Here is a 26,228-nt window from a genome sequence, read left to right on the forward strand (position 1 = left end):
GGCCTCATCCATGGGCAACGTTCGGAGCGGGGACAATGATCATCATGAAGGCGACAGTGGTCGCGGTGCTCCGCGAACGCGGCCAGCAGATTCGAGCCGATTTCGTCGAACGCGAATTGCCCGACCGCATCGATCCGTCACATCACGGCGGACTGCTGGCCATGCTTCATCTCGATCTCTCCACCTTGGCCGGACCCGACCAGGTGTGAGGTTCGGCACCTGCTCCTCGGCTGTGGGATCCAACAGGACGAACGGTGCCGACGGCGTTGGTGCGCCGGCGCCGTGTGAGGCCCCGTCACGTGATTCGCGGCGGGCCGACCGACAGAGGGTACGGCTCATGACCATCAAGTACGGATTCCTCAGTACCCATCCGCCTACCCGATGCGGCCTCGCGACGTTCAACTCCGCGCTCGTCACCCACCTCGACCGGTCCGCCGCCGCTGTCGGCGTCGTGCGGGTTGCGGCGCACGGCGACGACCTCACACCCGGGGCCGAGGTGGTGCACACGTGGACGGCCGGAACGGCGGCTGGGTGGCGCGACAGCGCGGAGGCGCTGAACAGTTTCGACATCGCGGTCGTTCAGCACGAGTACGGCATCTACCCGGGCCATGACGGCGGCGAGGTCCTGTCCGTGCTGCGTCGGCTCACCGTACCGAGCCTCGTCGTCCTGCACACCGTGCTCACTCATCCCACCCCGAATCAGAAGTCGCTGCTCGAACAGATCGTGGCGGACGCCAGCGCGGTCGTTACTATCACCCGGGCCGCACACGACCGGCTGCTCAACGGCTACGCCGTCGATGCCACGAAGATCTCGGTGATCCCGCACGGCGCCTCCGACTACGCTGGCCCCTCGAACCGCCGGCACTCGGAATCGCACCTGTTGACCTGGGGTCTGCTCGGTCCGGGCAAGGGAATCGAATGGGCCCTGCGCGGCCTGGCCCGGCTACGCGACCTGAAACCCGTGCCCGTGTATACGGTGGCTGGTCGAACTCACCCCAAGGTTGCCGAACTCCACGGCGAGGATTATCGGGCCGGACTGCACAAACTCGGCGCGGTTCTCGGCATCGCGCACCAGGTGCGCTATGCGTCGGCCTACCTCGACGATGAGGCACTCGGCAGTCTGATCCGCTCCGCCGATGTCGTCGTGCTGCCGTACGACTCCACTGAGCAGGTCACGTCAGGCGTCCTGGTCGAGGCGGTGGCGGCACGGATCCCGGTCGTCGCGACCGCCTTCCCGCACGCGATCGAACTGCTCACCGACGGCCCCGGCCTGCTCGTCCCGCACAAGAACCCCGCTGCGCTCGCCACCGCCGTCCGGCGCATCCTCACCGAACCTGCCCTCGCCGCCACGTTGCGCGACCGCAGCGGGCACGCCGAACCGGCACTGCGCTGGCCCGCTGTGGCTCGGCGTTACCACGAACTGGCTGCGACCCTCGTTGCCGACCGCCACCTGACCACCGTGGCCGGCAAGTGACCACGAGGACCATCAGCACGACGCCGGAACCCGACTCGGCCCGGTTCTTCTCCGTCACCTTCACCCACCTGGCCCGGCTGACCGACGACACCGGCCTCTTCGAGCATGCCCGGCACGCCGTCGCCCGCCGCGAGCACGGCTACTGCACCGACGATGCCGCCCGAGGGCTGGTCGTCATCAGCCGCGAGGTCGACCCGTCCGCCGAGGCGCTGCATCTCGCGGAGCGCTATCTGACGTTCCTCACGCACGCACAGGACGCCACCGGCACCTTCCGTAACCGGCTCGGATTCGACCGGGTGTGGTCGGATGAACCCGGTCTCGGGGACTGGTGGGGCCGTGCCCTGTGGGGTCTCGGGACCGCCGCGGCACGTTGCCCCGCCCCGTGGATCCGCCAGGAGGCCCACCACGCTTTCGTCCAGGGCGCCTCACGCCGGTCCGGCAGCCCACGGGCCATGGCATTCGCCGCGCTCGGTGCCGCCGAAGTGCTCCGCGCCGATCCGGGCGACGAACCGGCCGCCTCGCTCCTGTCGGCGGCCGCTACGGTGATCGGGCATCCCTGCTCCGATCCGCACTGGCCATGGCCGGAGGAACGGCTCACCTACGCCAATGCCGCGCTCGCCGAGGCGCTCATCGCCGCCGGCGATCTCCTCGGCGATCCCTCGGCCCTCGCCGCCGGCCTGCGCATGCTCACCTGGCTGCTCGACGTCCAGACCAGCGACGGCCACCTGTCGGTACTGCCGGCGACAGGCTGGCGACGCGGAACCCCGCGGCTGCGGTACGACCAGCAACCGATCGAGGTCGCGGCACTGGCCGACGCCTGCGCCACCGCCGCCGCCGTCACCGGCGCTCCGGCCTGGCATACGGGTGTACACCGGTGCATCGCGTGGTTCCTCGGTGACAACGACATCGGCCGACCCATGTGGGACGCCTCAACCGGCGGCGGATACGACGGTCTCACCCCAACCGGGCCCAACCTCAATCAAGGCGCCGAATCCACTCTCGCCCTGATCGCCACCTTCCAGCGGCACGCCTCTCTCCGCGCCGTTTCGCCGGCCGGGTAGCGGGGTATGACGGATGTGATCGAACCCCATGTCGTGGCCATGTCGCCTACGTGATCACGGCGGCCGCCCAGACTCCCGCGGCCCTTCTTGGCCGCATCCGATCGTCTGCCCGATGTGACCTCGCCTCACCATTCACGGCCGGCAGGATTCAAGGAGTCGCCCCATGAGCAACGACGTCGTCATCGTGTCCCCGCTCAAGGCGGCCTGAGGATGGCCCCGGTGTGGGCCGACATCGCCCGTAAGCAGACGCTGGACCGGTTCGCCGTTGCCCGGCGAGGTTGGACACCACCGCCGTTCACGGCGGATCCCGCGCTCGGTGAGTCATCCGTCGTCCTGGTCGAACAAGCCCCGTCGGTGGACGACCGGCTACCGGACGGCGTACGGATCGCCGGCGCCTGGGCTTGGCGCGTCATCCTTTTCATCACCTGCGCCTACCTGCTGATCCGGGTCGTCAGCCTGCTGCAGATCGTGGTCGTCCCGATCGCGATAGCCCTGCTGCTGGCCGCGCTCCTCGAACCGGTGTCGGCCGCCCTGCGGCGCCGGGGCGTCAATCGCTCACTCGCGGCCGGTCTCGTACTGGTCGGCGGTCTGCTCGTGGTCTTCGGTGGTCTCACCCTGATCGTGCAGACGGTCATCTCGCAGTTGGACGACCTGAGCGCCCAGGTCGCCGACGGTCTCGCCGAGGTGCAAGGCTGGCTGTCACAGGGTCCGCTGCACCTGTCGCAGAGTCAGCTCAGCGGCGGGCTCGAACGGTTGCGTACAGCGATCACCGACAACCAGGGAACGCTGACCTCCGGGGCTTGGAACACCGCCGCCACGCTCGGTGAAGTCGTGGCCGGATTCCTCCTCGTGCTGTTCACCCTCTTCTTCTACCTGCGTGACGGTGGACAGATCTGGACGTTCGTCTGCCGCGTGTTGCCGCGCGCCGCCCGGCTCCCCACCGCCCGGGCCGGGCACTACTCCTGGCACACCCTGGTCTCCTACGTACGGGCCACGGTGCTGGTCGCCTTCGTCGACGCCGCCGGTATCGGGATCGGTCTCGCCATCCTGCGCGTGCCGCTCGCCCTGCCACTGGCCGCGCTGGTCTTCCTCAGCGCGTTCATCCCGGTCATCGGCGCCACCCTGTCCGGCACAGTCGCCGTCCTGGTCGCGCTCGTCACCGTCGGACCGGTCAAGGCGCTGATCGTGCTGGGAGTGGTCCTCGCGGTCCAGCAGATCGAAGGCCACGTCCTGCAGCCACTGATCATGGGGCGTGCCGTCGCGCTGCACCCGCTCGCCGTGATCCTGGCGATCGCTATCGGCGTGGTTGTCGCCGGCATCGTCGGCGGGCTGGTCGCCATACCACTGCTCGCAGTCCTCAACACCGCCATCCGATATTTGTTCAGCCACCCGGACGGCGAGCCCACCCCGGACCACGAACCGCCGGGGACCGAGCCGGCCGAGCCCGCAGTTCCCAGCAGCGACCCAGCACCCACCGGAACACCCATCGAAAGCGGGCCGTCACGATGACCGAAACCACCAGCCACACCAACCGAGCGCCCCGATCGGCGGTCGTCGCCAACCCCGCCAAGATCGACGACTGGGACGGTTTGCGCAGCACCGTCGACGACACGCTGATCCGAGCCGGCTGGCCCGCGCCGCGATGGTTCGAGACGACCGAGGACGACCCCGGGCTCGGCCAGACACGGTCGGCTGTCGAGTCGGGCGCCGAGGTGGTGTTCGTCTGCGGCGGAGACGGGACCGTGATGTCCGCGGTGTCGGCGCTGGCCGGTACCGAGGTGTCGATGGCCGTCCTGCCCGCCGGTACCGGCAACCTGCTCGCGGCCAACCTCGGGCTGTCCACGGATCTGGCGACCGGTCTCGCGGTCGCGTTGGAGGGCGGGCTGCGACGCCTGGACGTCGGCACTCTCGACGGCCGGCACTTCGCGGTGATGGCGGGCATGGGCTTCGACGCGCACATGCTCGACGCAACCTCGGACACCGCGAAGAAGCACATCGGATGGCCCGCGTACATTCTCGGCGCCATGAAGCATCTTAAGGACCGGCCGATGCGGGTCACCATCCGCATCGACGGCGGCACGCCGATGCGCCGGCGCGCCCGGTCGGTCCTCGTCGCCAACGTGGGCCGCCTGCAGGGCGGGCTGAGGCTGCTGAGCGAGGCTCAACCGGACGACGGGGTCCTGGACGTCGCCGTCCTGACCCCCAACAAGCTGCGCACCTGGATGGCGCTGGGGTGGGGCCTCCTCCGGCGCACCGGCCGGGTTCCCGCGTTGGAGGTCTTCCGCGGCAGCCGCATCGAGGTGCTCAGCAACCGGCCACAGCCGCGCCAACTCGACGGCGATCTCATCGAGAGCGGCGACCGGCTGATCGTCGAGGTCATGCCGCAGGCGCTCTGGTTGTGCGTGCCCGAACCGGCCGACCACCCCGACCTCAGCGTCGACGCCGCCGCAGCCGCCGACCGCGCGGGCGCGGCCGTCTCCCGATCGTCGAGAACGACGGTGACGTCATGACCCTGCGCCCGGCATTCCTGTCACCTACCGAGCGGCCCGATTGCGCTTCGTTCGACGGCACCTGGTGGCCCCAGTCGCTCGACACCGATGTCGAGCTGCGCGTTCTGCTGCCGATGCTCGATCATGTCCGTGGACCGGTGCGACGCCTGGCCCTGAGCGCCGAGGGCTGGGCCAACGGTCCGGACCGGGTGGTCGTGGACGGGCGTACGGTCGACGTCGACTATCTAGCAAACCCGCCACCGTGGACGATGACCGTCGTTTGCGTCGACGGGGGCACCTTCACGATGCGCGTGGTTCCGCCCGGCCCGGGTCCTGCGGCCCCGGACGGCACGGAAGCAAGGCTGGAGACGGAAACCTGGGAGACCGAGGGCGGCGGTCTCGGCCTGTCACGCGTGCGAGCGGTCCGATGACCCCCCTCGCGGCCCGCGTGCCCCGCCCGGTCACCCCTCGTATCGTCAACGAGGCTTTCTCCCGGGCTGTCGTCGCCGCCAACCGGGCGCCGTCGGCGCACGACCGGCGACCGTGGCGATGGCGCCTGAACCGCGGAGCACTGGAGTTGTTCGCCGCCCCAGCCCGGATGTCAGGTCTGCCCGACCCGGACGGCAGATTCACCATGCTCGGCTGTGGCGCCGCCCTGCATCACGCCCGGGTGACTCTCGCGGCGCGCGGATGGCGCGTGACGACCTCCCGGCTGCCCGACCCCGGCGTGCCGGGCCTGCTGGCAAGCCTGCACATCGACGGGCGCGCCCCGGTGAGCCCGGCCACCGCCAACCTGGCCCGCTGCATCCGTGTCCGGTCCAGCGACGGACGCCCGGTCACCGGCGATCCGATCGGACCGGAGGTTTTGCGGGCCATCGGCACGGCATTGGAGTCCCAGCACGTTCGCCTCGCGGTGCTACGCCCGGACCAGCTCCTGGACCTCACTTTGACGACTGCCAACGTTTCGGAACCCGGTCCGGCTGAGGCCCGATGGCATGCGGAACTCGCCTTGTGGACCGGCAGTGACCGGATCGCCGGAACCACCGGAATCGCACAGCCGTCCATCGCCCACGGCGATCACGACCGGGCCGCGACCTTCGCGGTCCTGCACGGACCGGGTGATCGAGACATCGACTGGCTGCACGCCGGCGAGGCCCTCTCCACCGGCTCGCTCGTGGCCACCGGTCTCGGGGTGTCGGTGCTGTCGTTGAGCGCACCGATCGAGCACGCCGGTTCCCGGGAGCTCCTGCGTCGTGTGATGCCCGAGATCGGCGTTCCCTACCAGGTCATTCGACTGGGTCGATAGCCGGCCGAACGGGAGCAACGCGGAGAAGTCAATCCGTAACGCTCCGGACCCCGGCGTTCACCGTGCTGAGTCAAGATCCCGGGCCTGGTCATGACATCCTCACAGGCGAGCGGCCACCCGACGTACAGCCGCAGCACGCGGCTGAACACCGAATGCGGACAGCCTGGTGCTCCCGGAAGGGGCACCGGGCAGCCTCCGGTCCGGAACGCCACCACCTTCAAAACGCGCTTTGTCAGCTCCCGCGATGATCCACGCCACCGCAACGCCCTTCACAACCCCGCCAGCAGCAACAATGATCAGTGTCGCTGGGTGCCGTCGCTGCCGGGGTCCGGGACGCGGAACAGCGTCTGCTGGCCGGCGGCGATCAGCCGCTGCTGGCCGTCTGGAAAGGCGAAGACCTCAAGTCGGCAGATGGTCAAGGTCCTACCGGCTTTGAGTACGGTGCCGACGGCTTCGATGTGGTCGCCGACGGCGGGCGCCAGGAGGTTGACCTTGTATTCGACGGTGAGTACTTCGGTGTTGGCCGGGAACAGGGTGAGGGCCGCGTATCCGCCGGCGCTGTCGGCGATGGCGCTGGTGGCCCCGGCGTGGATGTAGCCGTGCTGCTGGGTCACTTCCGGGCGGCTGTTCAGTTCGATGTGCACGCGTCCCGCCGTGATCTGTGTCAGCCTGGCGCCGAGATGACGCATCAAGCCTTGCCGGGCGAAGCTTGCCTCGATGCGTTCACGAACCTCGGCGTTCACCTGGTCCTGGTCGCGATGCTCCATCGGTTCCCCTTGTGTAGGACGGCGCGATCACCCGCAAGCGTGCATCACATTCCGTCGGTGTTACCGGACCGCCTGCTCCACCAGGAGCAAGCCGCCGATGATGACCATCGCAGCTCCGGAGAAGCGGGTCACGGCCTGGGCCACCGTCGGCCGGGCTCGTAAGATCCGCCGGGCCCCGCTCCCGACCAGCAGGTAGATCACCGCGCAGCTGGCCACGTGCACCAGGCCCAGGGCGATGATCTGCACCGCGATCGGCCAGCTCGCCGTCGGCCGGGTGAACTGTGGCAGCATGGCCAGGAACAGCAGGACCACCTTCGGGTTGAGGCCGCTGATCCCTAGGCCCTTCACCGCCTGCCGGACCCAGGAGTGTGGTGCTTCCTCGCTGGCTGCCGGTGATGCTGCGGGTTGGCGGAGCATGCCGACGCCCAGCCACACCAGGTAGCCGGCGCCGGCCACGGTCAGCACCGTGAGCACCATCGGTGATCCGGCGACCAGCGCCGCGACCCCGGCCGCGACGACAGCGGTCGCCAGCAGGTGCCCGGCCAGCAGACCGCCGACGGCCGGCAGCACCGTGCGATGGCGGAGCCCGGCGGCGATCGCGTAGGCCCAGTCGGCGCCGGGCGTGATCACGAACAGGAAGGACACGGCCCAGAACGCGGCGATGGTGCTGACAGCCATGAAGCAGTCCTTCTCCGGCGGAGCGGAACCGTGTTGTCCCTACGGGAAAGGCTATGCGCAAAATCGAGGAGGATGTTTGCGACTATCTCGTCGACAGGCCGGTATTGGGGGAAGATCTGCCTCATGGATGCGCTGGATCGACAGATTCTTGCTGAGCTTCAACGTGATGGCCGGCTGACGGTCACCGAGCTCGCCGAACGTGTCGGGCTGAGTGTCTCGCCGTGTCATCGCCGGCTGCGCGCCCTCGAGCAGGCGGGGGCGATCAGCGGCTACCGCGCCCATCTGAATGCCAAGGCACTCGGCCTGACGTTCGAGGCCCTGGTGTTCGTCACCATGCACGGCGCTGACCGGCGCACCCTCGACGCGTTCGAGCAGGCCGTAGCCGCGGTCGTCGAGATCCAGCAGGTCCAGCGGCTGTTCGGCGACCCTGATTACCTGCTGCGGATCATCACGCGTGACCTGCCCGCATTCCAGGAGGTCTATGACGGGCAGCTCGCCACCCTGCCGGGAGTTCAGCGGATGCGTTCCACCCTGGTCATGAAGACCGTCGTCGAGAACCGGCCGCTGCATCTCTGACGAGGGCCAGAGTCCGCAGGACGTACGGGAGGATGCCGCCGTGCCGGTAGTACTCGGCCTCCCGGTCGGTGTCGAGCCGCACGATCGCGGTGAAGGTGATCGCCCCAGCCGTGACGGTGACGGAGCGCGGCGCCGGCCCGGCCCCGGTCAGCCCGGTGATGTTGTACTCCTCGTCCCCGGTGAGGCCGAGGCCGGCAGCGGTATCGCCCGGCTGGAACTGGAGGGGCAGGATGCCCATGCCGATGAGGTTCGAGCGGTGGATGCGCTCGAATGATTCGGCGATGACAGCGCGGACGCCGAGCAGGGCGGGGCCTTTGGCTGCCCAGTCGCGGGAGGATCCGGTGCCGTAGTCGCGGCCGGCGAGGACGATCAGCGGAGTTTCGGTCTGCCGGTAGGCCATGGCGGCGTCGTAGACGGGGATGATCGTGTCGAAGCCGGCCAGGCGGGTGTATCCGCCTTCGACGTCCGGGACGAGCTGGTTGCGCAGGCGCACGTTGGCGAAGGTGCCGCGCATCATGATCTCGTGGTTGCCGCGCCGGGAGGCATAAGTGTTGATGTCGAACGGGCCGACGCCGAGGCCGGTCAGGTAGCGGCCGGCGGGGGTGTTCGCGGGGATCGCTCCGGCCGGGCAGATGTGGTCGGTGGTGATCGAGTCGCCGAGTTTGACCAGGACCCGTGCTCGCACGATGTCGGCGGCGCCGGGCGGTGAGGTGGTCACGGCGTCGAAGTAGGGCGGCCGTCGCAGGTAGGTCGACGAATCGTCCCAGGCGAAGGTGGCCCCCGCCGGGGTGTCGAGGGCCTGCCAGCGGCTGTCGCCGGTGAACACGTCGGCGTAGGCGTCGGTGAACATCGCGGGCTCGACGGTCGCGTCGATGACCTCGCGCACCTCGCGCGGCGACGGCCAGATGTCGCGCAGGTACACCGGCCTATCACCGGAGAATCCGAGCGGTTCGGTGGTGAGGTCGATGTCCATGGTCCCGGCGATGGCGTAGGCGACGACCAGCGGCGGCGAGGCCAGGTAGTTCATCCGCACGTCGGGGTTGATCCGGCCGTCGAAGTTGCGGTTGCCGGACAGCACCGACACCACGCTGAGGTCGTGCTCACGGACCGCTTCGGTCACCGACGGGATCAGGGGTCCGGACGCGCCGATGCAGGTCATGCACCCGTACCCGGCGAGGTGGAAGCCGAGGGCTTCGAGGGGTTCGGTGAGCCCGGCCTTGTCGTAGTAGTCGGTGACGACCCGGGAACCGGGCGACAGCGATGTCTTGACCCACGGTTTGCTGCGCAGCCCGAGCGCCACCGCGTTGCGGGCGAGCAGCCCGGCCGCCACCATCACCGCCGGGTTCGACGTGTTGGTGCAGGAGGTGATGGCCGCGATGGCGACGTGACCGTGTTCGATCACGGCTTCCTGCCCGTGCAGGGAGACCGGAACTGCGGCGGCCGCGAGGTCGTGTGTCGCTTCACGGAAGGCCCGCTTCGCGTCGGTGAGCGCGACGCGGTCCTGCGGCCGGCGCGGTCCGGCGAGTGACGGCACCACCGAGCCGAGATCAAGATCGACGACTTCGGTGTACGCGACCGGGCGCGCCGGATCGTGCCAGAGGCCTTGTGCCTTGGCGTACGCCTCGACCAGCGCCACCCGTTGCGGCGACCGTCCGGTGAACCGCAGATAGCGCAATGTCTCGTCGTCGATGGGAAAGTAGGCGCAGGTGGACCCGAACTCGGGGCTCATGTTCGCGATGGTGGCCCGGTCGGCGAGGGTTATCTCGGCGGCGCCGGGGCCGGAGAACTCCACGAACTTACCGACCACGCCATGCCGGCGCAGCCGCTCGGTGATGGTGAGCACCAGGTCGGTGGCGGTGGAGCCCTCGGGCAGCCGCCCGTGCAGCCGCACTCCGACGACCCGGGGCAGCAGCATCGACAGCGACTGGCCGAGCATGACGGCCTCGGCCTCGATGCCACCGATGCCCCAGCCCAGCACACCGAGGCCGTTGACCATGGTGGTGTGCGAGTCGGTGCCCAGGCACACGTCGGGGAACGCCCAGCCGTCCTCGGCCATCACGACCCGGGCCAGATACTCGATGTTGACCTGGTGCATGATCCCGGTGCCCGGCGGCACGACCGCGAAGTCGCGCAGGTTCTGCTGCCCCCACCGCAGGAACCGGTACCGCTCCGCGTTGCGCCCGTACTCGATCTCGACGTTGCGGTCGCGGGCGTCGGGGCGGCCGAACACGTCGGCGATCACCGAGTGGTCGATCACCAGCTCGGACGGGATCAGCGGGTTCACCTGGTCCGGGTCACCGCCGAGCCCGCCGATAGCGTCGCGCATCGCGGCGAGGTCGACGAGCGTGGGCACGCCGTTGGTGTCGTGCAGGAAGGCCCGCGACGGGTGAAGGTCGACGGCTGTCTCCGGGACCGGTGTGCCGTCCCAGCCGAGCAGCGCCTGCACCTGGTCGTCGTGACCGTGCCGGAGCAGGTTCTCCAGCAGGATGCGCAGGCTGTAGGGCAGGTTCGCCGGTGCCAGCTCGTCGATGCGGTGGATGCGATGACTGTCGTCGCCGACCCGCAAGGTGGCAGCGGTGTTGAAGGAGTTCATGGCCGCTCCGAAAGGTCGACGGGTGTCGCGTAGAGGTTCGTCTTGGTCTGCACGCACCGGTCGACGACCTTCAGCCATTCGGCGTAGTGCGGCGCCGCCCGATGCGCCTGGAAGAAGGCCTGCTCGTCGCGGTAGATCTCGTGCAGCAGGAACCGGTTCGGCTCGTCGTTGACCCGGTGCACGTCGAAGCGCAGGCAACCGGGCTCGTCGCGCAGTGCGGCCCGCGCGTTGGCGGCGATGCCGTCCAGGAACTCCGGCAGCCGGTCGGGCCGTACGTCGAGAGTGACGATCACGGTGAACATCAGTCGAACGCCACCCCGCACGAGTCCGCGAGGGCGCGGAGATCTTCCAGGGTCTTCGGGGCCAGGTTCACGCCGTTGCGCCGGTTCTCGATCTCGCCCGGGTAGAAGATCTCGTCGGCGTTGCGGGCCAGTGGCACTCGCTTGGTGACGTCGATCAGGTCGTCGAGGCGCTGCCCGAAAGCGTTCGGGTCGAGGAACGTCCCGATGCGCAGCGCGATGGCCAGGTGCCCACAACCGCTGCGCTGGTCCGGCACGTACGGGCCGACCACGTCCGTGGCGTACGAGCTGCCGGTCAGCACTCCGGAGAGCACGTCCATCATGAACGAGATGGCGTACCCCTTGTGCCCGGCCATCGGGGCCAGCACGCCGTCGATGGCCGCTTGCGGGTCGGTGGTCGCCACGCCGTCGGCGTCGACCGCCCAGTCCGGCGGGATCGGTTCGCCGCGTTCCCGGGCGGCGTAGATCTTGCCGCGGGCCACGCTGGTATTAGCGATGTCCAGCACGACGTGCCCGTCCGGGCGGGGCGCGGCGATCGACCACGGGTTCGCGCCGACGCTCTTCTCGCGGCCCCCGGTCGGCGCCATCGCCGGGCTGCCGTTGGTGGTCAGGATCCCGATGCAGCCGGCGTCGGCCATGATCCGCGTCCAGTAGGCGGCGGTGCCGAAGTGGTTGCTGTTGCGGACCGCCACAGCCGCCACCCCGTGGACAGCGGCCCGGGCGATCGCCTCCCGGCAGGCGTGATGCGTGATCACCTGGCCGATGCCGTCGTCGCCGTCGATGACGGCGGTGGCACCGCCGTCCGTGACGGTGCGCGGCCGGGTGACCGCCCGCATCGCCCCGGACCGGATCCGGGCGACGTACCAGGGCAGGCGCAGCATCCCGTGCGACGGGTGACCCCAGATGTCGGCGGTGACCAGGCTGTCGCTGACGAGCCGGGCGTCGGCCTCAGGAACGCCGACCGACCGCAGGATCCGCGATCCCAGCTCGATCAGGTCGGTCATCGGACCTCCCGGAGGGCGCTGACCTGCTCGGTGGTCAGCGGCCGGGTCTTGCGGCCGTCGAGCAGCAGGAACAGCCGGGCTGTCTCCTCCAGCTCCTCGATCGCGTCGGCGGCCGCCGCCAGGTCGGCCCCGGCCACCACCGGGCCATGGTTGGCCAGCAGGAACGCGTGGTGATCGCGGGCCACGTTCTCGGCGATGTCTTTCAGTGTGGCGTCGCCGGGAGCGTGGTAGGGCAGCAGCGGCAGCCGACCGACGCGCATCACGTAGTAGGCGGTCAGCGGTGGCAGCACGTCGGTGGTGTCGAGCCCGTCGAGGCAGGAGACGGCGACCGAGTAGGTGCTGTGCAGGTGGATGACGGCGCCGGCGGCGGGCCGGGATCGGTAGACCGCGGCGTGCAGGAACCCTTCCTTCGACGGACGGGGTCCGTCGACGTGGTCGCCGTTGACGTCGATGACCGACAGGGCTTGCGGGTCGAGGTTGCCGAGGCTGGCGCCGGTCGGGGTCAGCAGGATGTGCTCGCCGTCGCGGACGCTGATGTTGCCGGTACGCCCGAAGGTGAGCCGGCGGGCGAACAGGGAGGCCCCGAGGTCGGCGATCTGCTGCCGGGTGTCGCTCATGATGCTTCTTTCATAGCTCGGACGAGCAGGTCAGGGCTGCCGAAGTTGCCGGATTTGAGCAGTAGGCGCAGCGCCGGTGTGCCGGTGGTGTGGCACCAGGGCACTCCGCGGTCCTCCTCGCCGGCCACGATGACGGCGCCGATGCCCAGCGCGGAGACGACCGCTCCGGAGGTCTCCCCGCCGGCCACGACGATGCGTCGGGCGCCGAGGTCTACGGCGGCGTGGGCCAACGCGCCGAGCGTGCGTTCGAGCAGGTCCGCGGCGCCGGGTACGCGTTGCTCCGGTGGCGCGGAGGAGTAGATCAGCACGGGCGTCTCGCCGAGGTTGGCGGTCAGCCAGGCGGTGGCCCGCCTCAGCAGGTCCGGTTCGGCGGCGGGGTCGAGCCGATAGGCCGGGAACACCGAGCGTGCCCGGGCGACCTGTTCGAGGGTCGCCGCCGAGCAGCTGCCGGCCAGGATGATGCCCGGGCCGCCGGACGGTGGCTGCGGTGTGGTGTCAGCGGCGAGGCGGGCCGGGAAGGCCACCCGGCCGTAGGCGCCGGCCAGTCCGGCGCCGCCGGTCAGCACGCCGAATCGCTGCGCGGCGGCGGCGACGGTGTCAAGGTCGCTGTCCTGGGTGGCGTCGACGACGACGTGCCGGACACCGTCGGCCCGCAGCCGGTCCAACTCGGTGTGGACCGCTTCGTGTCCGGCGCGCACGACCGGCAGGGTGAGCAGTCCCACCGGATGCGGTGTCTGCCTGCTCATCACCCGTACCAGCGATGGGTCGGTCATCGGCGTCAGTGGGTGGTGCCGCATCGGCGACTCCGACAGCAGCACCCCGTTCACGAACAGATGCCCCTGGTAAACGGTGCGCCCGTGCTCGGGTGACGCCGGGCAGATCAGGGTCATCGCCTCGTCCGCCGTGTCCAGCAGCGCATCGGTGACCGGCCCGATGTTGCCGTCGTCGGTCGAGTCGAACGTCGAGCAGTACTTGAAGTAGACCCGGTCGACCCCGTGTCGGGTGAGCCAGTCGCGCACGTGCAGGCTCTGCTGGACGGCGTCGGTAGCCGTGACGGTCCGGGTCTTCAACCCGACCACGACGGCATCGCAGTCCGGTAGTTCCAGTGCTGGATCCGGGGTGCCGAAGAGCAGCACGGTGCGCAGCCCGGCCCGTCGCAGTGCGGCGGCGACGTCGGTGCCGCCGGTGTAGTCGTCAGCGATGCACCCGAGCCTCATCGGCCGGCTCCGCCGAAGTGACGCCGCAGCCGCTGCGCGGCCAGGTGCGGCGGGCTGAGCACCGGAACGGTCACGGCCCGCTGCGCGGCCGGCTGCGCCGGCGACACGGAGAACTGGCCGAGAACGATCAGATCAACATCATCGGGTACGGCCTGAGCGGCCTCGCACACGGCCCGATCCAGTGCTTCGAGGTCACCGGCGGATGTCGCGGACCGGGCCCCGGCGATGACCGATCCGGTGATCTGCGGCCCCGGCAGCTGCGACCGCAGCCGTGCGGCGGTGTCGTCGACCCCCGTCTGGACGGGCCCCAGCACCGCGACTCGCTGCGGGTCGCGAGACGCTACCTCGTCGAACAGCGCCTGGTCGGACGCGAGGACGGGAACGCTCACGGTCGACGCCACGTCGTAGGCGACCGGCCCGTACATCGAGCAGGTCAGCAGCACCGCGTCGGCGCCGCCGGCCACGGCGTACCCGATCAGGTTCTGCATCCGCTGGTGAAGCCCGGCGGTGAGTCCGCCGGCCTGCTCGGCCTCGCTGATGAGCCGGTCGTCGAGGAGGTTCCAGAGACGTGCGGCGGCGAACTCGGCGGTGAACGCCTGGCCGGCGGGGGTGACGGAGGCGGGGGTGGCGTGGATGAGGGCGATGAGGGGAGTGCTGTCGGCCACGGGTGTCCTTTCCAGATGCGGGCCGACGGTGTCCCGGTCACCGCCGGCCCGGGGTGTCACGCCGCGCGGATCGCGTCGACGACCGCCGCGGTGAAACCGCTGGTCGATGCGGTGCCACCGAGGTCACGGGTGCTGACACCGGCGCGGACGGCGGATTCGACACCGGCCTCGACACGGCGGGCGGCATCACGCAGCTTCTCGTCGTCGTGCTTGGCGGCGAGCCAGTCCAGCAGCATCGCGCTGGACAGGATCATGGCGATCGGGTTGGCGATGTCCCGTCCGGCGATGTCGGGGGCCGAGCCGTGCGCGGCCTGGGCCATCGCGTGGGTGTCGGAGGAGTTGATGGACGGGGCGATGCCGAGCGATCCGGCGATCTCACCGGCCAGGTCGGACAGGATGTCGCCGAACATGTTCTCGGTGACGATGACGTCGAACGCGTTGGCCCGCCGGACCAGGTGCACGGTCATCGCGTCGATGTGGAAGTCGTCGAGGGCCACCTCCGGGTAGTCCTTCGCGACCTCGCGGCACACATCGCGGAACAGGCCGGTGGTCATCTTCAGCACGTTGGCCTTGTGCACGATGGTGACCCGCTTGTCGCGCCGCATCGCCAGTTCGAACGCGGACCGGGCGATGCGCTCGACGGCTGGGCGGGTGATGATGCCGAGCGCGATGGCCACGTCCGGGGACGGCATGAACTCGCCGGTGCCGGCGTACGTGCTGCGGTCGGCGTAGAAGCCCTGGGTGTTCTCCCGCACGATGACCAGGTCGGTGCCCTCGACGATGGCGTTGCCGCGCTCGAAGCTCTTGGCGGGACGGATGTTGGCGTACAGGTCGAAGTGTTTGCGGATGGTGCCGCTGGGGTTCAGCTTGGAGCGGTGCGGCTCTGGGTAGGCGGCGCTGTCGTGCGGTCCGAGCAGCCAGCCGTCCAGAGCGGCGAGCGCGGTCAGGGTCTGCTCCGGCACCGCTGTGCCGTGTTCCTCGATCGCGGCGGCGCCCAGCGGCAGCGTGACCCAGTCGATCGCGGCGGCGCCGGCGGCGGCGATCGCGGCGTCGAGAACGCTCACCGATGCGGGGACGATCTCCGGTCCGATGCCGTCACCGTGCAGGACCCCGAGGGAGTAGTTGGTCATCTCTGTGGATCTCGCTTTCAGGAAGGGATGGTGAGCAGTTCGGCGGCTTCGGCGTCCGGCACCACGGCCTTGGGGTAGAGCAGGGCCGCGTCCGGTTCGAAGATCAGGGACACGCTGCCGGTCAGGCCGGGCCGGGACGTCGACACCTGCACGACGTGGCTGCCGAGCTTGAGGTCGTACTCGTAGCGCGAGCCGACGTAGGAGCTGGTCAGGATGTCGGTGGTGAGGTGGTTGGGGCCGCTGCCGGCCTCACCCTTCGGCCTCACCTGCAGGCGTTCGGGGCGGATGGCGACGGTGACGTCCTGCCCCTTCGTGACCGGCAGGTCACTCTGGACGGTGACCACGTCGCCGCTGGCGTCGAGACGGATCTGGCTGCGGCCGCCGCTGGTGTCCTCGACGCGGCCGAGCAGGAAGTTGCAGCGGCCGACGAACGCCGCCACCTCGGGTGCGGCCGGGGCTTCGTAGATCTCTTTCGGGGTGCCGATCTGCATCATCCGGCCTTCGGACATCACCGCGATCCGGTCGCTGAGGGCCAGGGCCTCGTCCTGGTCGTGGGTGACGTAGACGGTGGTGATGCCGAGTTCCTCCTGCAGCCGCTTGAGCCAGGCCCGGGCCTGTTCGCGCAGTTTCGCGTCGAGGTTCGACAGTGGCTCGTCGAGCAGCAGCACCGACGGCGAATAGACCAGGGCGCGGGCCAGGGCGACGCGCTGCTGCTGCCCGCCGGAGAGCTGGTGCGGATAGCGGTCGGCCAGGTGGGCGAGGCCGACCTTGTCGAGGGCGTCGGCGATCCGCTCCTGCTTGTCCTTCTTACTGGCTTTGCGGATGGTCAGGGGCATGGCCAGGTTCGCGGCCACGGTCATGTGCGGCCACAGGGCGTACGACTGGAAGACCATGCCGAGGTTGCGTTCCTCGGGCGTACGGAAGATCTTGCTCTTGGTGTCGACGAAGGTGTTGTCACCGACGGTGATCCGGCCGCCGGTGGGCTGTTCGAGGCCGGCTATGCAGTTCAGGGTGGTGGACTTGCCGCAGCCGCTGGGGCCGAGCAGAGTGAAGAACTCGCCGTCGCGGATGGTGAAGTCGACCTCGTGCAGGACGGTGACGTCACCGAACTTCTTGTAGAGGTTGCTGACGGTGACCTCAGGCATCGCGGTATCCCTTCATGAGCAGCCCGGCGAGGCCGACGAATGCGGCGGTGATGGCGATCTGGAGAGTGGCCAGGGCGGCGACGGAGCCGGTGTTGCCCTGGACCCAGAGCTCGAGCATCGTGGTGCCGAGGATGTTGGTGTCGGCGGAGCCGAGGAAGATCGCCGGCGAGTACTCCTTGAGCATCGTGACGAAGGTGAGGATCATGGCGCCGGCGAAGGCGGGCACCATGAGGCGGCCGAGGATGCGGGTGAAGGTGCGCAGCCAGTCGGCGCCGGACACCCGGGCGGCGTTGTCGAGTTCGGCGCCGAGTTGCATCACCGAGGGGGCGATCGAGCCGAAGCCGCTGGGCAGTGCCCGCAGCCCGAAGCCGATGATCAGTGCGAACAGGGTGCCCTGGATGAGACCACCTGCGCCGAACGGCGCGTAGGCGAAGGCCCAGAACAGGCCGATGCCGATGATGATGCCGGGCATCGCCTGCGGGGCCAGGGCCAGGTATTCGACGGCCCGGCGGAACCGGAACGTGGACCGGCGGGCCACGACCACGGCGAGCACGGACAGGGCGCTGACCAGGACCGCCCCGACCGCCGCGATGATCAGGCTGTTGACGATCGACCGGGTGTATGCCTCGAACGAGAAGATGCGCTCGTAGTTGGCCGTGGTCAGGGTCTGGAACGGCGACTGCAACGGCGTGAAGATCAGCGTGAACGATCGGAAGATCAGCCCGCCGATCGGCAGCAGTGCCCCGAAGATCACGTAGACACCGAGCGCGGCGATGCTGACCCACTTGAGCCAGCCCAGGTCGAGCCGGCGCGGACGGGTCGCCTTGCCGCGCACCGACACGAACCGCTGCGCGTCCTTGAGCAGCTTGGCCTGCATCGCCACCAGGCCGATGGTGACCACCAGGATCAGCGCCGACGCCGCGCCGAGCACCCCGTAGTCCGGGTCGATCGACTGGAGGCCGTTGCTGTAGAGGAAGGTGGAGAACACCGAGATGCCGACCGGCTGGCCGTAGAGCAGCGGGACGCTGAGCGTCTCCACCGACATGCTGAACACCAGGATCGAGCTGTAGACGATGGGCGGGCGCAGCATCGGCACGATGACCGAGAACAGGATCCGCATCGGCTTCGCGCCGCAGACCTGCGCTGCGGACTCCAGGGAGGCGTCCGACTGGCGCAGCGCGTTGGCGCAGAAGACGTAGGCGATCGGCGCCAACGCCACCGCTTCGGTGACCGCCATGCCGGGGATCGAGTACAGGTTCCACGGCACGGTGCCGATCCAGGTCCGGATCTCGGTGCTGACGAATCCGGCCGGTCCGTACAGGGTGATCCAGCCGAAGCCGAGGATCAGCGAGGAGATGAAGAACGGCCACTGCATCGCCGCCGCGAAGAACCGCGCCCCGGGTAGTTGGGTGCGGACCACGATGACGGCCATCGGCACAGCGATGAGCAGCGTCAGCACGGTCGTACCGACGGCGAACAGCGCGGTGTTGAGGATGACGGTGCCGAACCCGGCGTCGGTGAAGAGCCGGACGTAGTTGTCGGCGGTGAGGATCCCGCCCGCCTCGTAGAGGGGGCGGTCCAGGAACGACTGGTAGAGAGTCGGTACGACGGGAGCCAGGACCAGCAGTGCGAGCAGCGCGAGGACCGCGTACTGGACCCATAACTCCCGGCCGGCGCCGAGAAAGCGCCGGTATCGGGGGGCTTCGAGAACGGTCGTCATTGTGCCAGCAGACCGTTCCAGCGGGTCACGAACTCCTGGACCTCGGCGTCCGGGACCAGCTCGTACTTCGCGCGGATGACCTTAGCCTCGCCGACCGTCTCGACGACTTCCTGGTAGGTGTGCAGACCTTCGGCCCGTGGCACGTCGTCGCGGTAGGACGTCAGCCCGCCTTCGGCGACCGCTCGCTGTCCTTCCGACGAGAGGACGAAGTCGGTGAACAGCTTGGCGGTGGCGGCGTGCGGCGCCTTCGGCGCGATGCCGATCCCGCGCGGCAGCACCACGGTGCCGTCGTCGAGGAACGTGACCTTGAACAGGCCGCCGCTGTTCTTGACCACCGGGTAGGCCGGTGCGGCGGAGATGAAGAAGCCGACCAGGTATTCGCCGGCCAGGATCTTCTCGGTCTGGGTGCCCGAGGAGGTCTCGGGCCGGGCCAGCGGGAGCAGCTGCTGCAGGGTGTTCCAGCTGTTGGGGTCGGCTTCGGCGAAGGCGCGGGAGACGGTGAACCCGAAGGCGCCCTTGACGTCCCGGGTGGTGATCTTGTCCTGGAACTTCTTGCGGTCCTTGTTCACCAGCGCGGCCAGGCTGGCCAGTCCGGTCGGGGCTTCGGGCACCAGGGCGGTGTTGTAAGCGATGGTCAGCGGGTCCATCGACATCGCGTAGACGTTGGGCATCAGCGTCGCGAAGTCCGGCAACTTGGCGGCCTCAGGCGTCGTGTACTCCAGCAGGCGGCCCTTGCCCTGCTCGTTGTATTCGGCCCAGGCCTGGGCGGCGTTGGAGACCAGGATGTCGGCGGGCGAGTTGCCGGTGGCCTGCTCGGCGAGGGCCCGCTGGAACACCTCATCGCTGTCCAGGTTATTCGCGGAGATCTTGGTGACCCACGGGTACTTCTTCTGGAAGTCCCGGAAGATCGGCGCCCAGTTCTCCTGGTCGGTGTTGGAGTAGATGGTCAGCTCGCCGCCCTCGCCCTTGGAGGACTCGATGAGCTGGCTGTACTCGGCCGGGTAGTAGTCCGGCGCGGTACCTTCGGCGATCTGGTTGGTCGGGGCGGCCGGCTCGTCGGAGCCCCCGCAGGCCGCTAGAGCGGCGGTGACGGTGACGGCGATGAAGGACGCGAGCAGGCGGCGCCGCGTGGCGGGGTGGCGAAGAGGACTGGACAAAATTCACAGCTCCTTGATGCGGAGGAAACATCGCTGTGGGGAACGCCACTCACGATGGAGGTTATAACCTATAGCCGTCAACAGCTCAGCCCGAAGAATCTTCAAAGAGCGTAGGGGTAAACGCCGTAAAGCGGGTTAAATATGGATCCAATGCACCCGGCTTCTCCGGCCGACGGGATCGTGTAGGTTATAAGCGACCTCGGGAGGGTGCATGACGGAGCCTTACTCCACCAAGAGCGACTTCGCCTACAGCCGGCTGCGCGAGCTGATCCTGTCCGGCGAATACGAGCCCGGCACCGTGCTGAACCAGGCCGTCCTCGCCCGGACGATCGGGATCAGCACCACCCCGCTGCGCGAAGCCCTACGCCGGCTCAAGTCCGAGGGTCTGGTGGAACTCGACGCGCACCGCGACGCCCGGGTCACCCCGCTGACCGGCGAGGAGGCACGCGACCTGCTCGAGATCCGGATGTCGCTGGACCCGCTCGCCGCCGCTCTCGCCGCCGAGCGCCGCAGCACCTCCGACATCCGCGAGATCCGCGACGCCATCGAGGGCTTGCGCCCGCTGCTGCACAACCCCGGTTTCGTCGACCTGGTCGCTCACCGCCGCTTCCACACCGCGATCTACACCGCGTCGCACAACGAAATCCTGACCACCACGCTCGACGCGCTGTGGGACAAGGCCGACCGCTACCGGCGGCTCGGCCTGGAGGTCGAACGCAGCCAGGAAGAACGCGACCAGAAGGCCGCCGAGCACCAGGAACTCCTCGACTGTGTGATCAACCGGGATGCCGACGGCGCCGCCGACGTCATGCGCCGGCACATCGACACCAGCCTCGGCGCCAAGGCCGCCTCCCGGCTCAACGCGCAGAAGCTCGACGCCACACCCTGACCATGCAACGAGCTCTGCTGATCATGCACACGGTGCTCGTCCAGGCGCTCACCTTCGTCATGCGGCCGACCGCCACCTACCAGGCACTCGACCTCGACGTTCCCGCCGCCTACCTCGGCGTGCTCGGCGCCAGCTTCGCCGTCGTGCCGTTGCTGCTGGCAGCACCGTCCGGACAGCTCGTCGATCGGCTCGGCGAACGCCTCATGCTGATCGCCGGGCCGGTCCTGTTGACCGTCGCGGCTGCCGGGTTCGTCACCCTCGGCGACACGGTCGCCGGGCTGATCGTCGCCACCATGCTGCTCGGCACCGGACACCTGTGCGCCGTGGTCGGGCAGCAGGCACTGGTTGCCAACAACACCGCTGCCGGTCGATACGACACCGCATTCGGCTACTACACCTTCGCCGCCTCGCTCGGGCAGGCGCTCGGGCCCGGCCTGATCATCCTCTTCGGCGGCGACCGGACCGTACCCGACACGCGGTTGATCTTCATCGGTGCACTCGCCGTCAGCGTCCCGCTGTTCGCCGTCTCGCTGTTCCTGCGCCCCTCCGGCCAGCACGGCCGACAGGCCGGCACGCAGCCCGGCGGATTCCGTGACCTGCTCGCCCGCCCCGGGCTCGTCCGCGCGCTGACGGTCAGCTGCGTCGTGCTCGCCGCCGTCGACATCACCCTGGTCTACCTGCCCGCCCTCGGCACCGAACGGGGCATCGCCGCCGGAACCATCGGCATCCTGCTCACCCTGCGCGCCGTCGCCTCGATGACCTCGCGGCTGTTCCTCGGCCGGCTGGCCGCCGCCGTCGGCCGCCGGCACCTGCTCGTCGGCACCGTCACCCTCTCCGCCGCCGGCCTGGCCCTGATGCTGGCGCCCATGCCGCTGTGGCTGATGGCCGTCCTGATCGTCGTCACCGGCCTCGGTCTCGGCGCCGGCCAGCCCCTCACCATGTCCTTCCTGGCCGAATCCGCACCACCCGGCCTACGCGGGCGAGCCATGTCGCTGCGCCTGACCGGCAACCGCCTCGGCCAGGTCGTCATCCCCAGCACCGCCGGACTACTGGCGATCGGCGCCGGAGCAGCCGGTGTCCTCGCCCTCACCGCCGCAGGTCTCGCCGGCGCGGCCATCGCCGCCGGGGGCTTGCACCCCACCGAAAGGAACGACCATGACTAATACCGCGGACCTGTACGACCAGTACGGCGAGAAGCTCGGCTCCTGCGACACCCAGCTACGCCAATACGGCGGAACCCCCGTCTTCCACGGTCCCGCCGTCACCGTCTCCTGCTTCGAGGACAACGCCCTGCTCAAATCCGTTCTCAGTGAACCCGGCGCCGGCCGGGTGCTCGTGGTCGACGGCGGCGGTTCGGTGCACACGGCCCTGATGGGCGACATCATCGGCGGTCTCGCCGTCGACAACGGCTGGGCCGGCGTCATCATCAACGGCGCGGTCCGCGACGTGGCGGCCCTGCGCGAACTCCCGGTCGGCATCAAGGCGCTCGGCTCCAACCCGCGCAAGAGCGCCAAGACCGGCGCCGGAGAACGCGACATCGTCCTCGAATTCGGCGGCTGCCGATTCACACCCGGCGCCCAGGTCGTCAGCGACGACGACGGCGTCGTCGTACTTCCCGCCGGATCCGGACACCTCGACGGCTGAGCCGGATACCGGACGGCGGACCGGCTGCCGAACGAAAGCACCCAGCTCAGCGCATTGCCCTTGTCGCCGATAGGAAACACGGTCGGCTTCGACACGGGAGATGCGATGACACCACGCGATCAGGGAACAGACGTCGCCTCGGCAACCCGGTCCCCAGGAGGCTGGTTCGCCAACCGGCCGGTCAACCTCAAGATCATGTCGATCGTCACGGTCATGGCGGTCGCCTCCATGGCGATCGCCTACACCGGCTTCACCCGGCTACAGAAACTGGACCGCCAGAGCCACGCCCTCTACACCGACAGTATCGAACCCATCGTCGATCTGGCAGCGCTCTACCAGCCGTTCCAGGGCATGCGGGGCCGGGTCCTCGAGTACGGCGTCGCCTCCACCGCGACACGCGCCGATCTACGCGAGGAAATCGAATCCCGGGTGACCCGGGTGACCGACGGTGTGACCGCCTACCTGCCGTATGCGGCGGACCCCGCCCAGATGGCGGTCTTCAGCGACAACTTCGCCGACTTCGTCGACTACTCACAGAACACCCTGCTCCCGCTGGCGGACAAGGGCAACACCGCGGCCTTCGCCAAGAACTACCGAGACACCCTGCTACCGATCATCACCACGGCATCAGACGCCCTCGACGCCGAGAACGAAGCTCAAGCCGCGAAAGCAAAAGCACGTACCGAAGCGAACACCGATACCGCGCACGCAGCCGAACGCCTCCTGATCATCGTGCTGATCGTCGGCCTGGCCCTGGCCGTCCTGCTCGGTCTCTACGTCACCCGGCTGATCGTGCGGCCCCTCGCCGGCGTCCGCCGCTCACTGGCAGCCATGGAACAGGGCGACCTGACCGTGGCGGCAACGGTGACCAGCCACGACGAAGTCGGCCAGATGGCACAGATGCTCAACCGCGCCCAGACCGAGGTACGGACCGTCGTCGGATCAGTCGCCGGCGCGGTGACCCGCCTCAGCGCGGCCTCAGCGCAGACCACCGAGATCGCGACTCGCATCAGCCGCAACGCCGAACAGGCGTCGACCCAGGCCAAGGTCGTCTCGGACGCCTCCGAAGAAGTATCCGCGGGCGTCAGCACCGTCGCCGCCGGTTCCGAGGAGATGGGCGCTGCGATCAGCGAAATCGCGCAGAGCGCCAACGCAGCCGCCGAGGTCGCCAGACAGGCCGTGGCGGTAGCCGAGTCGACCAACCAGACGATCGCCACCCTCGGCGAATCCAGCCGCCAGATCGGCGACGTGATCAAGACGATCACCGCGATCGCGGAACAGACCAACCTGCTGGCCCTCAACGCCACCATCGAGGCCGCCCGCGCCGGAGAACTCGGCAAAGGCTTCGCGGTCGTGGCCAGCGAGGTCAAAGACCTGGCCCAGGAGACAGCCCGCGCCACCGAAGACATCTCCCAGCGAGTCCAGGCCATCCAATCCGACAGCGGACACGCGGTCACCGCCATCCAGCAGATCGCCGAAGTGATCGGCAGCGTCAACGACTACATCACCACCATCGCCTCCGCCGTCGAGGAACAGAGCGCCACCACCGCCGAGATGAACCGCAACGTCACCGAAGCCGCCAACGCCACCGGACAGATCAGCGCCAGCATCGACAACGTCGCGCAGACCGCCCGCGCCACAGCCGAATCCGTCGGCGACGCGGAACAGTCAGCGAACGAACTGACCCGCATGTCCACCGAACTACAGACCGCGATCTCCCGCTTCACCTACTGAACGGCCAATCCGCCACCCCGACGCCGCTACCCAATCACGGAGGTCACTCTGCCGGGCGGCTGCCCGATCGCGCCACACCACTCACCCTGGAAACAAAGAACAACGAGCAGGGCGGTGCGCGATGCCAGAAACAGGAAAGCTCTTCAAACGGTGCGGATGCCGCAACGATCACGGGCAGCGGCTCGAACAGCACTGCCCCAGACTCGCCGAGCGCGGGCACGGCTCCTGGTACTTCCACTGCTCCGCACCGAACCTGTTCGGCCGTTCCGAGCGGATCCGCCGCGGCGGATTCATGTCCCAGGCGGACGCGCGCCACGCGCGAGACGAGACTCTGGCCGACAGCGTGGCCCGGCGCTGCGGTGACGGCTGGACCGTCGAACGCTGGCTACGGCACTGGCTCGGCACCCGCACCCGGATCCGGCCGACCACCCGGCTGCACTACACCCGCGACGTCGAACTCGTCCTCATTCCGCACCTCGGCCACTACCGGCTCAGTGACCTTGACGGACCGCTGCTGCGCGCGGTCTTCGCCGAGATCGCCCAAACCACCAACGCCAAGGGCAAGCCCCAATCGCCGTCCGCGCTCAACCACCTGCGCACCACCCTGCGCGCGGCATTGAACCTCGCCGTCCGCGAAGAGCTGATCGACAGCAACCCGGCCCGGCACATCGAAATCCACGGCTACCGGCGCCCGCACGCCCAGGTCTGGACCGACGGCCGCGTCGAAGAATGGGAACGCACCTGTGAACACCCGTCCGTCGCGGTCTGGACCGCCACGCAGCTCGCCACCTTCCTGGAAGCCAACGCCGAGGACTCCCTGTTCGCGTTCTGGTGGCTCGCGGCCCTGCGCGGCCTGCGCCGCGGCGAGCTCTGCGGCCTGCGGTGGGCGGCTGTCGACCTCGACCGAGGGCTGTTGTTCGTCGAACGTCAGCGCACCACCGCCGGCTACCAGGTTGTCGAAGGCGACCCGAAGACCGCAGCCGGCCGTCGCGCCGTCGCACTCGACAAACACACTGTCAGCATCCTGCGGGCCCACCGCAGCCGGCAACTCAACCACCGCGACCGCCGCCACGCCGCCGGCCAGATCTGTGTCGACTCCGGGTATGTGTTCACCCGTAAAGACGGCCAGCCGATCAACCCGAACTACGCCACCACAAGGTTTCGCAAACTCACGGAACGGGCCGGGCTGCCGCCGGTCCGGCTGCACGACCTGCGCCACGGCGCCGCCTCCCTCGCCCACGAGGCCGGGGCGGATCTGAAGACGCTTCAGGATCTGCTCGGGCATTCCAGCATCGTGGTCACCGCAGACACGTACACCAGCGTGCTGCCCGACTCCCAGCGGCGCTGCGCCGACGCGACCGCCGCTCTGGTGCTGGCCGCGGCCCGGCACACCCGAAAGCGCATCAAGGAAAAGGCGGCAAAGAACCGGCCCGCCAGCCGCGGCGAAAAACAAGCACCCTCGGAGAAACGACCCGCCCTCAAAAAGCGAAGCCGCAGGTCACGTGGCCGCCGCAACCCGATCCGTCACGGAAAGTGATGACACCCATGTGGCACCCAACTGACACCCATCGTCCAATCAGGCCGGACAGCAAGAAGGGCCTGACCCACGTTTCCGCAGTTCAGACCCATCTAAATCTTGTGCGCCCGAAGGGACTCGAACCCCTAACCTTCTGATCCGTAGGTGGTCGCGAGTACACTCTGCTACGTGCGCACTCAAAGCCGTTCCCAAAGACATATTACCAGCTCAGGGCGACTCTGCGTTTCCGCAGGCCGAGGCCGAGTCCAAGATTGACTTGCCTCCCACACCGATAGCCGCCGCTCGCGCGTGCTGATTTAGTCGCGCCCGTGCTGAAACGGTCACCGACGTCCGATCACCACCGGATCACCACGCAACACCATCACACAGTGTAGGCCCGCTTCAATCGGGCTGCTCAGGGCGAAGTGCCAACGCCCCTGCTACCGAGGCTACTGCCTCGTGACATCCGCCGTAGCGACATGCGATCACCTGCGGATCACCATCCGAGACACGGTCGCGGCCCATCACCCCGAGCCGCCACCGAAGT

The 26,228-nt window shown here is 68.9% G+C and carries 25 protein-coding genes; 13 read left to right on the forward strand and 12 right to left on the reverse strand.

The window, feature by feature from the left end; all coding sequences use genetic code 11:
- The first annotated feature begins 44 nt into the window (after nucleotides 1-44).
- The 7 genes from OHA21_RS37710 (at nucleotide 45) to OHA21_RS37740 (ending at nucleotide 6,330) form a co-directional block, all read left to right on the forward strand.
- Entirely contained in the window at nucleotides 45-209 is a 165-nt protein-coding gene (locus OHA21_RS37710) for a hypothetical protein (RefSeq protein ID WP_328463355.1), read from the forward strand.
- Nucleotides 210-337: 128 nt separating this feature from the next.
- Complete coding sequence (locus OHA21_RS37715; RefSeq protein ID WP_328463357.1) at nucleotides 338-1,474, forward strand: glycosyltransferase; 1,137 nt, start codon at nucleotides 338-340, stop codon at nucleotides 1,472-1,474.
- Entirely contained in the window at nucleotides 1,471-2,535 is a 1,065-nt protein-coding gene (locus OHA21_RS37720) for a glycosyltransferase (protein ID WP_328463359.1), read from the forward strand. The genes OHA21_RS37715 and OHA21_RS37720 overlap by 4 nt, the downstream gene beginning before the upstream one ends.
- Before the next feature lie 210 nt (nucleotides 2,536-2,745).
- Nucleotides 2,746-4,044, forward strand: a complete 1,299-nt coding sequence (locus OHA21_RS37725) for an AI-2E family transporter (protein ID WP_328463361.1) — start codon at nucleotides 2,746-2,748, stop codon at nucleotides 4,042-4,044.
- A complete protein-coding gene (locus OHA21_RS37730; RefSeq protein ID WP_328463364.1) occupies nucleotides 4,041-5,045 on the forward strand; it encodes a diacylglycerol/lipid kinase family protein in 1,005 nt (334 codons plus the stop codon). Before OHA21_RS37725 ends, OHA21_RS37730 begins: the two co-directional genes overlap by 4 nt.
- The gene (locus OHA21_RS37735) at nucleotides 5,042-5,455 is read left to right on the forward strand and encodes a DUF5994 family protein (protein WP_328463366.1); all 414 of its coding nucleotides are present in this window, start codon (nucleotides 5,042-5,044) and stop codon (nucleotides 5,453-5,455) included. Before OHA21_RS37730 ends, OHA21_RS37735 begins: the two co-directional genes overlap by 4 nt.
- The gene (locus OHA21_RS37740) at nucleotides 5,452-6,330 is read left to right on the forward strand and encodes a nitroreductase (protein ID WP_328463368.1); all 879 of its coding nucleotides are present in this window, start codon (nucleotides 5,452-5,454) and stop codon (nucleotides 6,328-6,330) included. The genes OHA21_RS37735 and OHA21_RS37740 overlap by 4 nt, the downstream gene beginning before the upstream one ends.
- 296 nt (nucleotides 6,331-6,626) lie before the next feature.
- Here OHA21_RS37740 and OHA21_RS37745 read toward each other — a convergent pair whose 3' ends face one another.
- The gene (locus OHA21_RS37745; RefSeq protein WP_328463370.1) at nucleotides 6,627-7,097 is read right to left on the reverse strand and encodes a PaaI family thioesterase; all 471 of its coding nucleotides are present in this window, start codon (nucleotides 7,095-7,097) and stop codon (nucleotides 6,627-6,629) included.
- A 60-nt stretch (nucleotides 7,098-7,157) separates the two neighbouring features.
- Entirely contained in the window at nucleotides 7,158-7,775 is a 618-nt protein-coding gene (locus tag OHA21_RS37750) for a LysE family translocator (protein ID WP_328463372.1), read from the reverse strand.
- 123 nt (nucleotides 7,776-7,898) lie between these two features.
- Here OHA21_RS37750 and OHA21_RS37755 point away from each other — a divergent pair, with 123 nt between their 5' ends.
- Nucleotides 7,899-8,351 (forward strand): Lrp/AsnC family transcriptional regulator, encoded by a 453-nt coding sequence (locus OHA21_RS37755; protein ID WP_328463374.1) that lies wholly within the window; start codon nucleotides 7,899-7,901, stop codon nucleotides 8,349-8,351.
- Here the strand turns inward: OHA21_RS37755 and acnA are convergent.
- Genes acnA through OHA21_RS37805 form a run of 10 tightly spaced genes read right to left on the reverse strand, consistent with a single transcriptional unit; the run spans nucleotide 8,311 to nucleotide 19,898 of the window.
- The gene (gene acnA / locus OHA21_RS37760; RefSeq protein ID WP_328463376.1) at nucleotides 8,311-10,944 is read right to left on the reverse strand and encodes an aconitate hydratase AcnA; all 2,634 of its coding nucleotides are present in this window, start codon (nucleotides 10,942-10,944) and stop codon (nucleotides 8,311-8,313) included. The genes OHA21_RS37755 and acnA overlap by 41 nt on opposite strands.
- Nucleotides 10,941-11,246 carry a putative quinol monooxygenase gene (locus tag OHA21_RS37765; RefSeq protein WP_328463378.1) on the reverse strand — a complete coding sequence of 102 codons (306 nt, stop codon included), beginning with the start codon at nucleotides 11,244-11,246 and terminating at the stop codon, nucleotides 10,941-10,943. The genes acnA and OHA21_RS37765 overlap by 4 nt, the downstream gene beginning before the upstream one ends.
- Nucleotides 11,246-12,247 carry an Ldh family oxidoreductase gene (locus OHA21_RS37770; protein WP_328463380.1) on the reverse strand — a complete coding sequence of 334 codons (1,002 nt, stop codon included), beginning with the start codon at nucleotides 12,245-12,247 and terminating at the stop codon, nucleotides 11,246-11,248. Before OHA21_RS37770 ends, OHA21_RS37765 begins: the two co-directional genes overlap by 1 nt.
- Nucleotides 12,244-12,864, reverse strand: a complete 621-nt coding sequence (otnC, locus tag OHA21_RS37775; RefSeq protein WP_328463382.1) for a 3-oxo-tetronate 4-phosphate decarboxylase — start codon at nucleotides 12,862-12,864, stop codon at nucleotides 12,244-12,246. Before otnC ends, OHA21_RS37770 begins: the two co-directional genes overlap by 4 nt.
- Nucleotides 12,861-14,081 carry a 3-oxo-tetronate kinase gene (gene otnK / locus OHA21_RS37780; RefSeq protein ID WP_328463384.1) on the reverse strand — a complete coding sequence of 407 codons (1,221 nt, stop codon included), beginning with the start codon at nucleotides 14,079-14,081 and terminating at the stop codon, nucleotides 12,861-12,863. The genes otnC and otnK overlap by 4 nt, the downstream gene beginning before the upstream one ends.
- A complete protein-coding gene (locus OHA21_RS37785) occupies nucleotides 14,078-14,806 on the reverse strand; it encodes an aspartate/glutamate racemase family protein (protein WP_328463386.1) in 729 nt (242 codons plus the stop codon). Before OHA21_RS37785 ends, otnK begins: the two co-directional genes overlap by 4 nt.
- Nucleotides 14,803-15,876: an isocitrate/isopropylmalate dehydrogenase family protein gene (locus tag OHA21_RS37790; RefSeq protein WP_328463388.1), complete on the reverse strand. Its 1,074-nt coding sequence runs from the start codon at nucleotides 15,874-15,876 to the stop codon at nucleotides 14,803-14,805. The genes OHA21_RS37785 and OHA21_RS37790 overlap by 4 nt, the downstream gene beginning before the upstream one ends.
- A gap of 17 nt (nucleotides 15,877-15,893) precedes the next feature.
- Entirely contained in the window at nucleotides 15,894-17,021 is a 1,128-nt protein-coding gene (locus OHA21_RS37795; protein ID WP_328463390.1) for an ABC transporter ATP-binding protein, read from the reverse strand.
- Nucleotides 17,014-18,741 carry an ABC transporter permease gene (locus tag OHA21_RS37800; RefSeq protein ID WP_328463392.1) on the reverse strand — a complete coding sequence of 576 codons (1,728 nt, stop codon included), beginning with the start codon at nucleotides 18,739-18,741 and terminating at the stop codon, nucleotides 17,014-17,016. The genes OHA21_RS37795 and OHA21_RS37800 overlap by 8 nt, the downstream gene beginning before the upstream one ends.
- Complete coding sequence (locus OHA21_RS37805) at nucleotides 18,738-19,898, reverse strand: ABC transporter substrate-binding protein (protein ID WP_328463394.1); 1,161 nt, start codon at nucleotides 19,896-19,898, stop codon at nucleotides 18,738-18,740. Before OHA21_RS37805 ends, OHA21_RS37800 begins: the two co-directional genes overlap by 4 nt.
- A 211-nt stretch (nucleotides 19,899-20,109) precedes the next feature.
- Between OHA21_RS37805 and OHA21_RS37810 the strand changes: the two genes are divergently transcribed.
- The 5 genes from OHA21_RS37810 (at nucleotide 20,110) to OHA21_RS37830 (ending at nucleotide 25,702) form a co-directional block, all read left to right on the forward strand.
- Nucleotides 20,110-20,787, forward strand: a complete 678-nt coding sequence (locus OHA21_RS37810; protein ID WP_328463396.1) for a GntR family transcriptional regulator — start codon at nucleotides 20,110-20,112, stop codon at nucleotides 20,785-20,787.
- A gap of 2 nt (nucleotides 20,788-20,789) precedes the next feature.
- On the forward strand, nucleotides 20,790-21,950 hold the full coding sequence (locus OHA21_RS37815) for an MFS transporter (protein WP_328463398.1): 1,161 nt from the start codon (nucleotides 20,790-20,792) through the stop codon (nucleotides 21,948-21,950).
- On the forward strand, nucleotides 21,943-22,431 hold the full coding sequence (gene rraA, locus OHA21_RS37820; RefSeq protein ID WP_328463401.1) for a ribonuclease E activity regulator RraA: 489 nt from the start codon (nucleotides 21,943-21,945) through the stop codon (nucleotides 22,429-22,431). The genes OHA21_RS37815 and rraA overlap by 8 nt, the downstream gene beginning before the upstream one ends.
- A gap of 105 nt (nucleotides 22,432-22,536) precedes the next feature.
- Nucleotides 22,537-24,165 (forward strand): methyl-accepting chemotaxis protein, encoded by a 1,629-nt coding sequence (locus tag OHA21_RS37825; RefSeq protein ID WP_328463402.1) that lies wholly within the window; start codon nucleotides 22,537-22,539, stop codon nucleotides 24,163-24,165.
- Between the two features lie 121 nt (nucleotides 24,166-24,286).
- Nucleotides 24,287-25,702 carry a tyrosine-type recombinase/integrase gene (locus OHA21_RS37830; protein WP_328463404.1) on the forward strand — a complete coding sequence of 472 codons (1,416 nt, stop codon included), beginning with the start codon at nucleotides 24,287-24,289 and terminating at the stop codon, nucleotides 25,700-25,702.
- Nucleotides 25,703-26,228: the final 526 nt, after the last annotated feature.

Source organism: Actinoplanes sp. NBC_00393 (assembly GCF_036053395.1).
Classification (GTDB): Bacteria; Actinomycetota; Actinomycetes; order Mycobacteriales; family Micromonosporaceae; genus Actinoplanes.

Bases quoted from the DNA above. Each gene is read 5' to 3' on its own strand.
- OHA21_RS37710 (WP_328463355.1), top strand. From the start codon at position 45: ATGAAGGCGACAGTGGTCGCGGTGCTCCGCGAACGCGGCCAGCAGATT.
- OHA21_RS37715 (WP_328463357.1), top strand. From the start codon at position 338: ATGACCATCAAGTACGGATTCCTCAGTACCCATCCGCCTACCCGATGC.
- OHA21_RS37725 (WP_328463361.1), top strand. From the start codon at position 2,746: ATGGCCCCGGTGTGGGCCGACATCGCCCGTAAGCAGACGCTGGACCGG.
- OHA21_RS37730 (WP_328463364.1), top strand. From the start codon at position 4,041: ATGACCGAAACCACCAGCCACACCAACCGAGCGCCCCGATCGGCGGTC.
- OHA21_RS37735 (WP_328463366.1), top strand. From the start codon at position 5,042: ATGACCCTGCGCCCGGCATTCCTGTCACCTACCGAGCGGCCCGATTGC.
- OHA21_RS37740 (WP_328463368.1), top strand. From the start codon at position 5,452: ATGACCCCCCTCGCGGCCCGCGTGCCCCGCCCGGTCACCCCTCGTATC.
- OHA21_RS37745 (WP_328463370.1), bottom strand. From the start codon at position 7,097: ATGGAGCATCGCGACCAGGACCAGGTGAACGCCGAGGTTCGTGAACGC.
- OHA21_RS37750 (WP_328463372.1), bottom strand. From the start codon at position 7,775: ATGGCTGTCAGCACCATCGCCGCGTTCTGGGCCGTGTCCTTCCTGTTC.
- OHA21_RS37755 (WP_328463374.1), top strand. From the start codon at position 7,899: ATGGATGCGCTGGATCGACAGATTCTTGCTGAGCTTCAACGTGATGGC.
- acnA (WP_328463376.1), bottom strand. From the start codon at position 10,944: ATGAACTCCTTCAACACCGCTGCCACCTTGCGGGTCGGCGACGACAGT.
- OHA21_RS37765 (WP_328463378.1), bottom strand. From the start codon at position 11,246: ATGTTCACCGTGATCGTCACTCTCGACGTACGGCCCGACCGGCTGCCG.
- OHA21_RS37770 (WP_328463380.1), bottom strand. From the start codon at position 12,247: ATGACCGACCTGATCGAGCTGGGATCGCGGATCCTGCGGTCGGTCGGC.
- otnC (WP_328463382.1), bottom strand. From the start codon at position 12,864: ATGAGCGACACCCGGCAGCAGATCGCCGACCTCGGGGCCTCCCTGTTC.
- otnK (WP_328463384.1), bottom strand. From the start codon at position 14,081: ATGAGGCTCGGGTGCATCGCTGACGACTACACCGGCGGCACCGACGTC.
- OHA21_RS37790 (WP_328463388.1), bottom strand. From the start codon at position 15,876: ATGACCAACTACTCCCTCGGGGTCCTGCACGGTGACGGCATCGGACCG.
- OHA21_RS37795 (WP_328463390.1), bottom strand. From the start codon at position 17,021: ATGCCTGAGGTCACCGTCAGCAACCTCTACAAGAAGTTCGGTGACGTC.
- OHA21_RS37800 (WP_328463392.1), bottom strand. From the start codon at position 18,741: ATGACGACCGTTCTCGAAGCCCCCCGATACCGGCGCTTTCTCGGCGCC.
- OHA21_RS37810 (WP_328463396.1), top strand. From the start codon at position 20,110: ATGACGGAGCCTTACTCCACCAAGAGCGACTTCGCCTACAGCCGGCTG.
- OHA21_RS37815 (WP_328463398.1), top strand. From the start codon at position 20,790: ATGCAACGAGCTCTGCTGATCATGCACACGGTGCTCGTCCAGGCGCTC.
- rraA (WP_328463401.1), top strand. From the start codon at position 21,943: ATGACTAATACCGCGGACCTGTACGACCAGTACGGCGAGAAGCTCGGC.
- OHA21_RS37825 (WP_328463402.1), top strand. From the start codon at position 22,537: ATGACACCACGCGATCAGGGAACAGACGTCGCCTCGGCAACCCGGTCC.
- OHA21_RS37830 (WP_328463404.1), top strand. From the start codon at position 24,287: ATGCCAGAAACAGGAAAGCTCTTCAAACGGTGCGGATGCCGCAACGAT.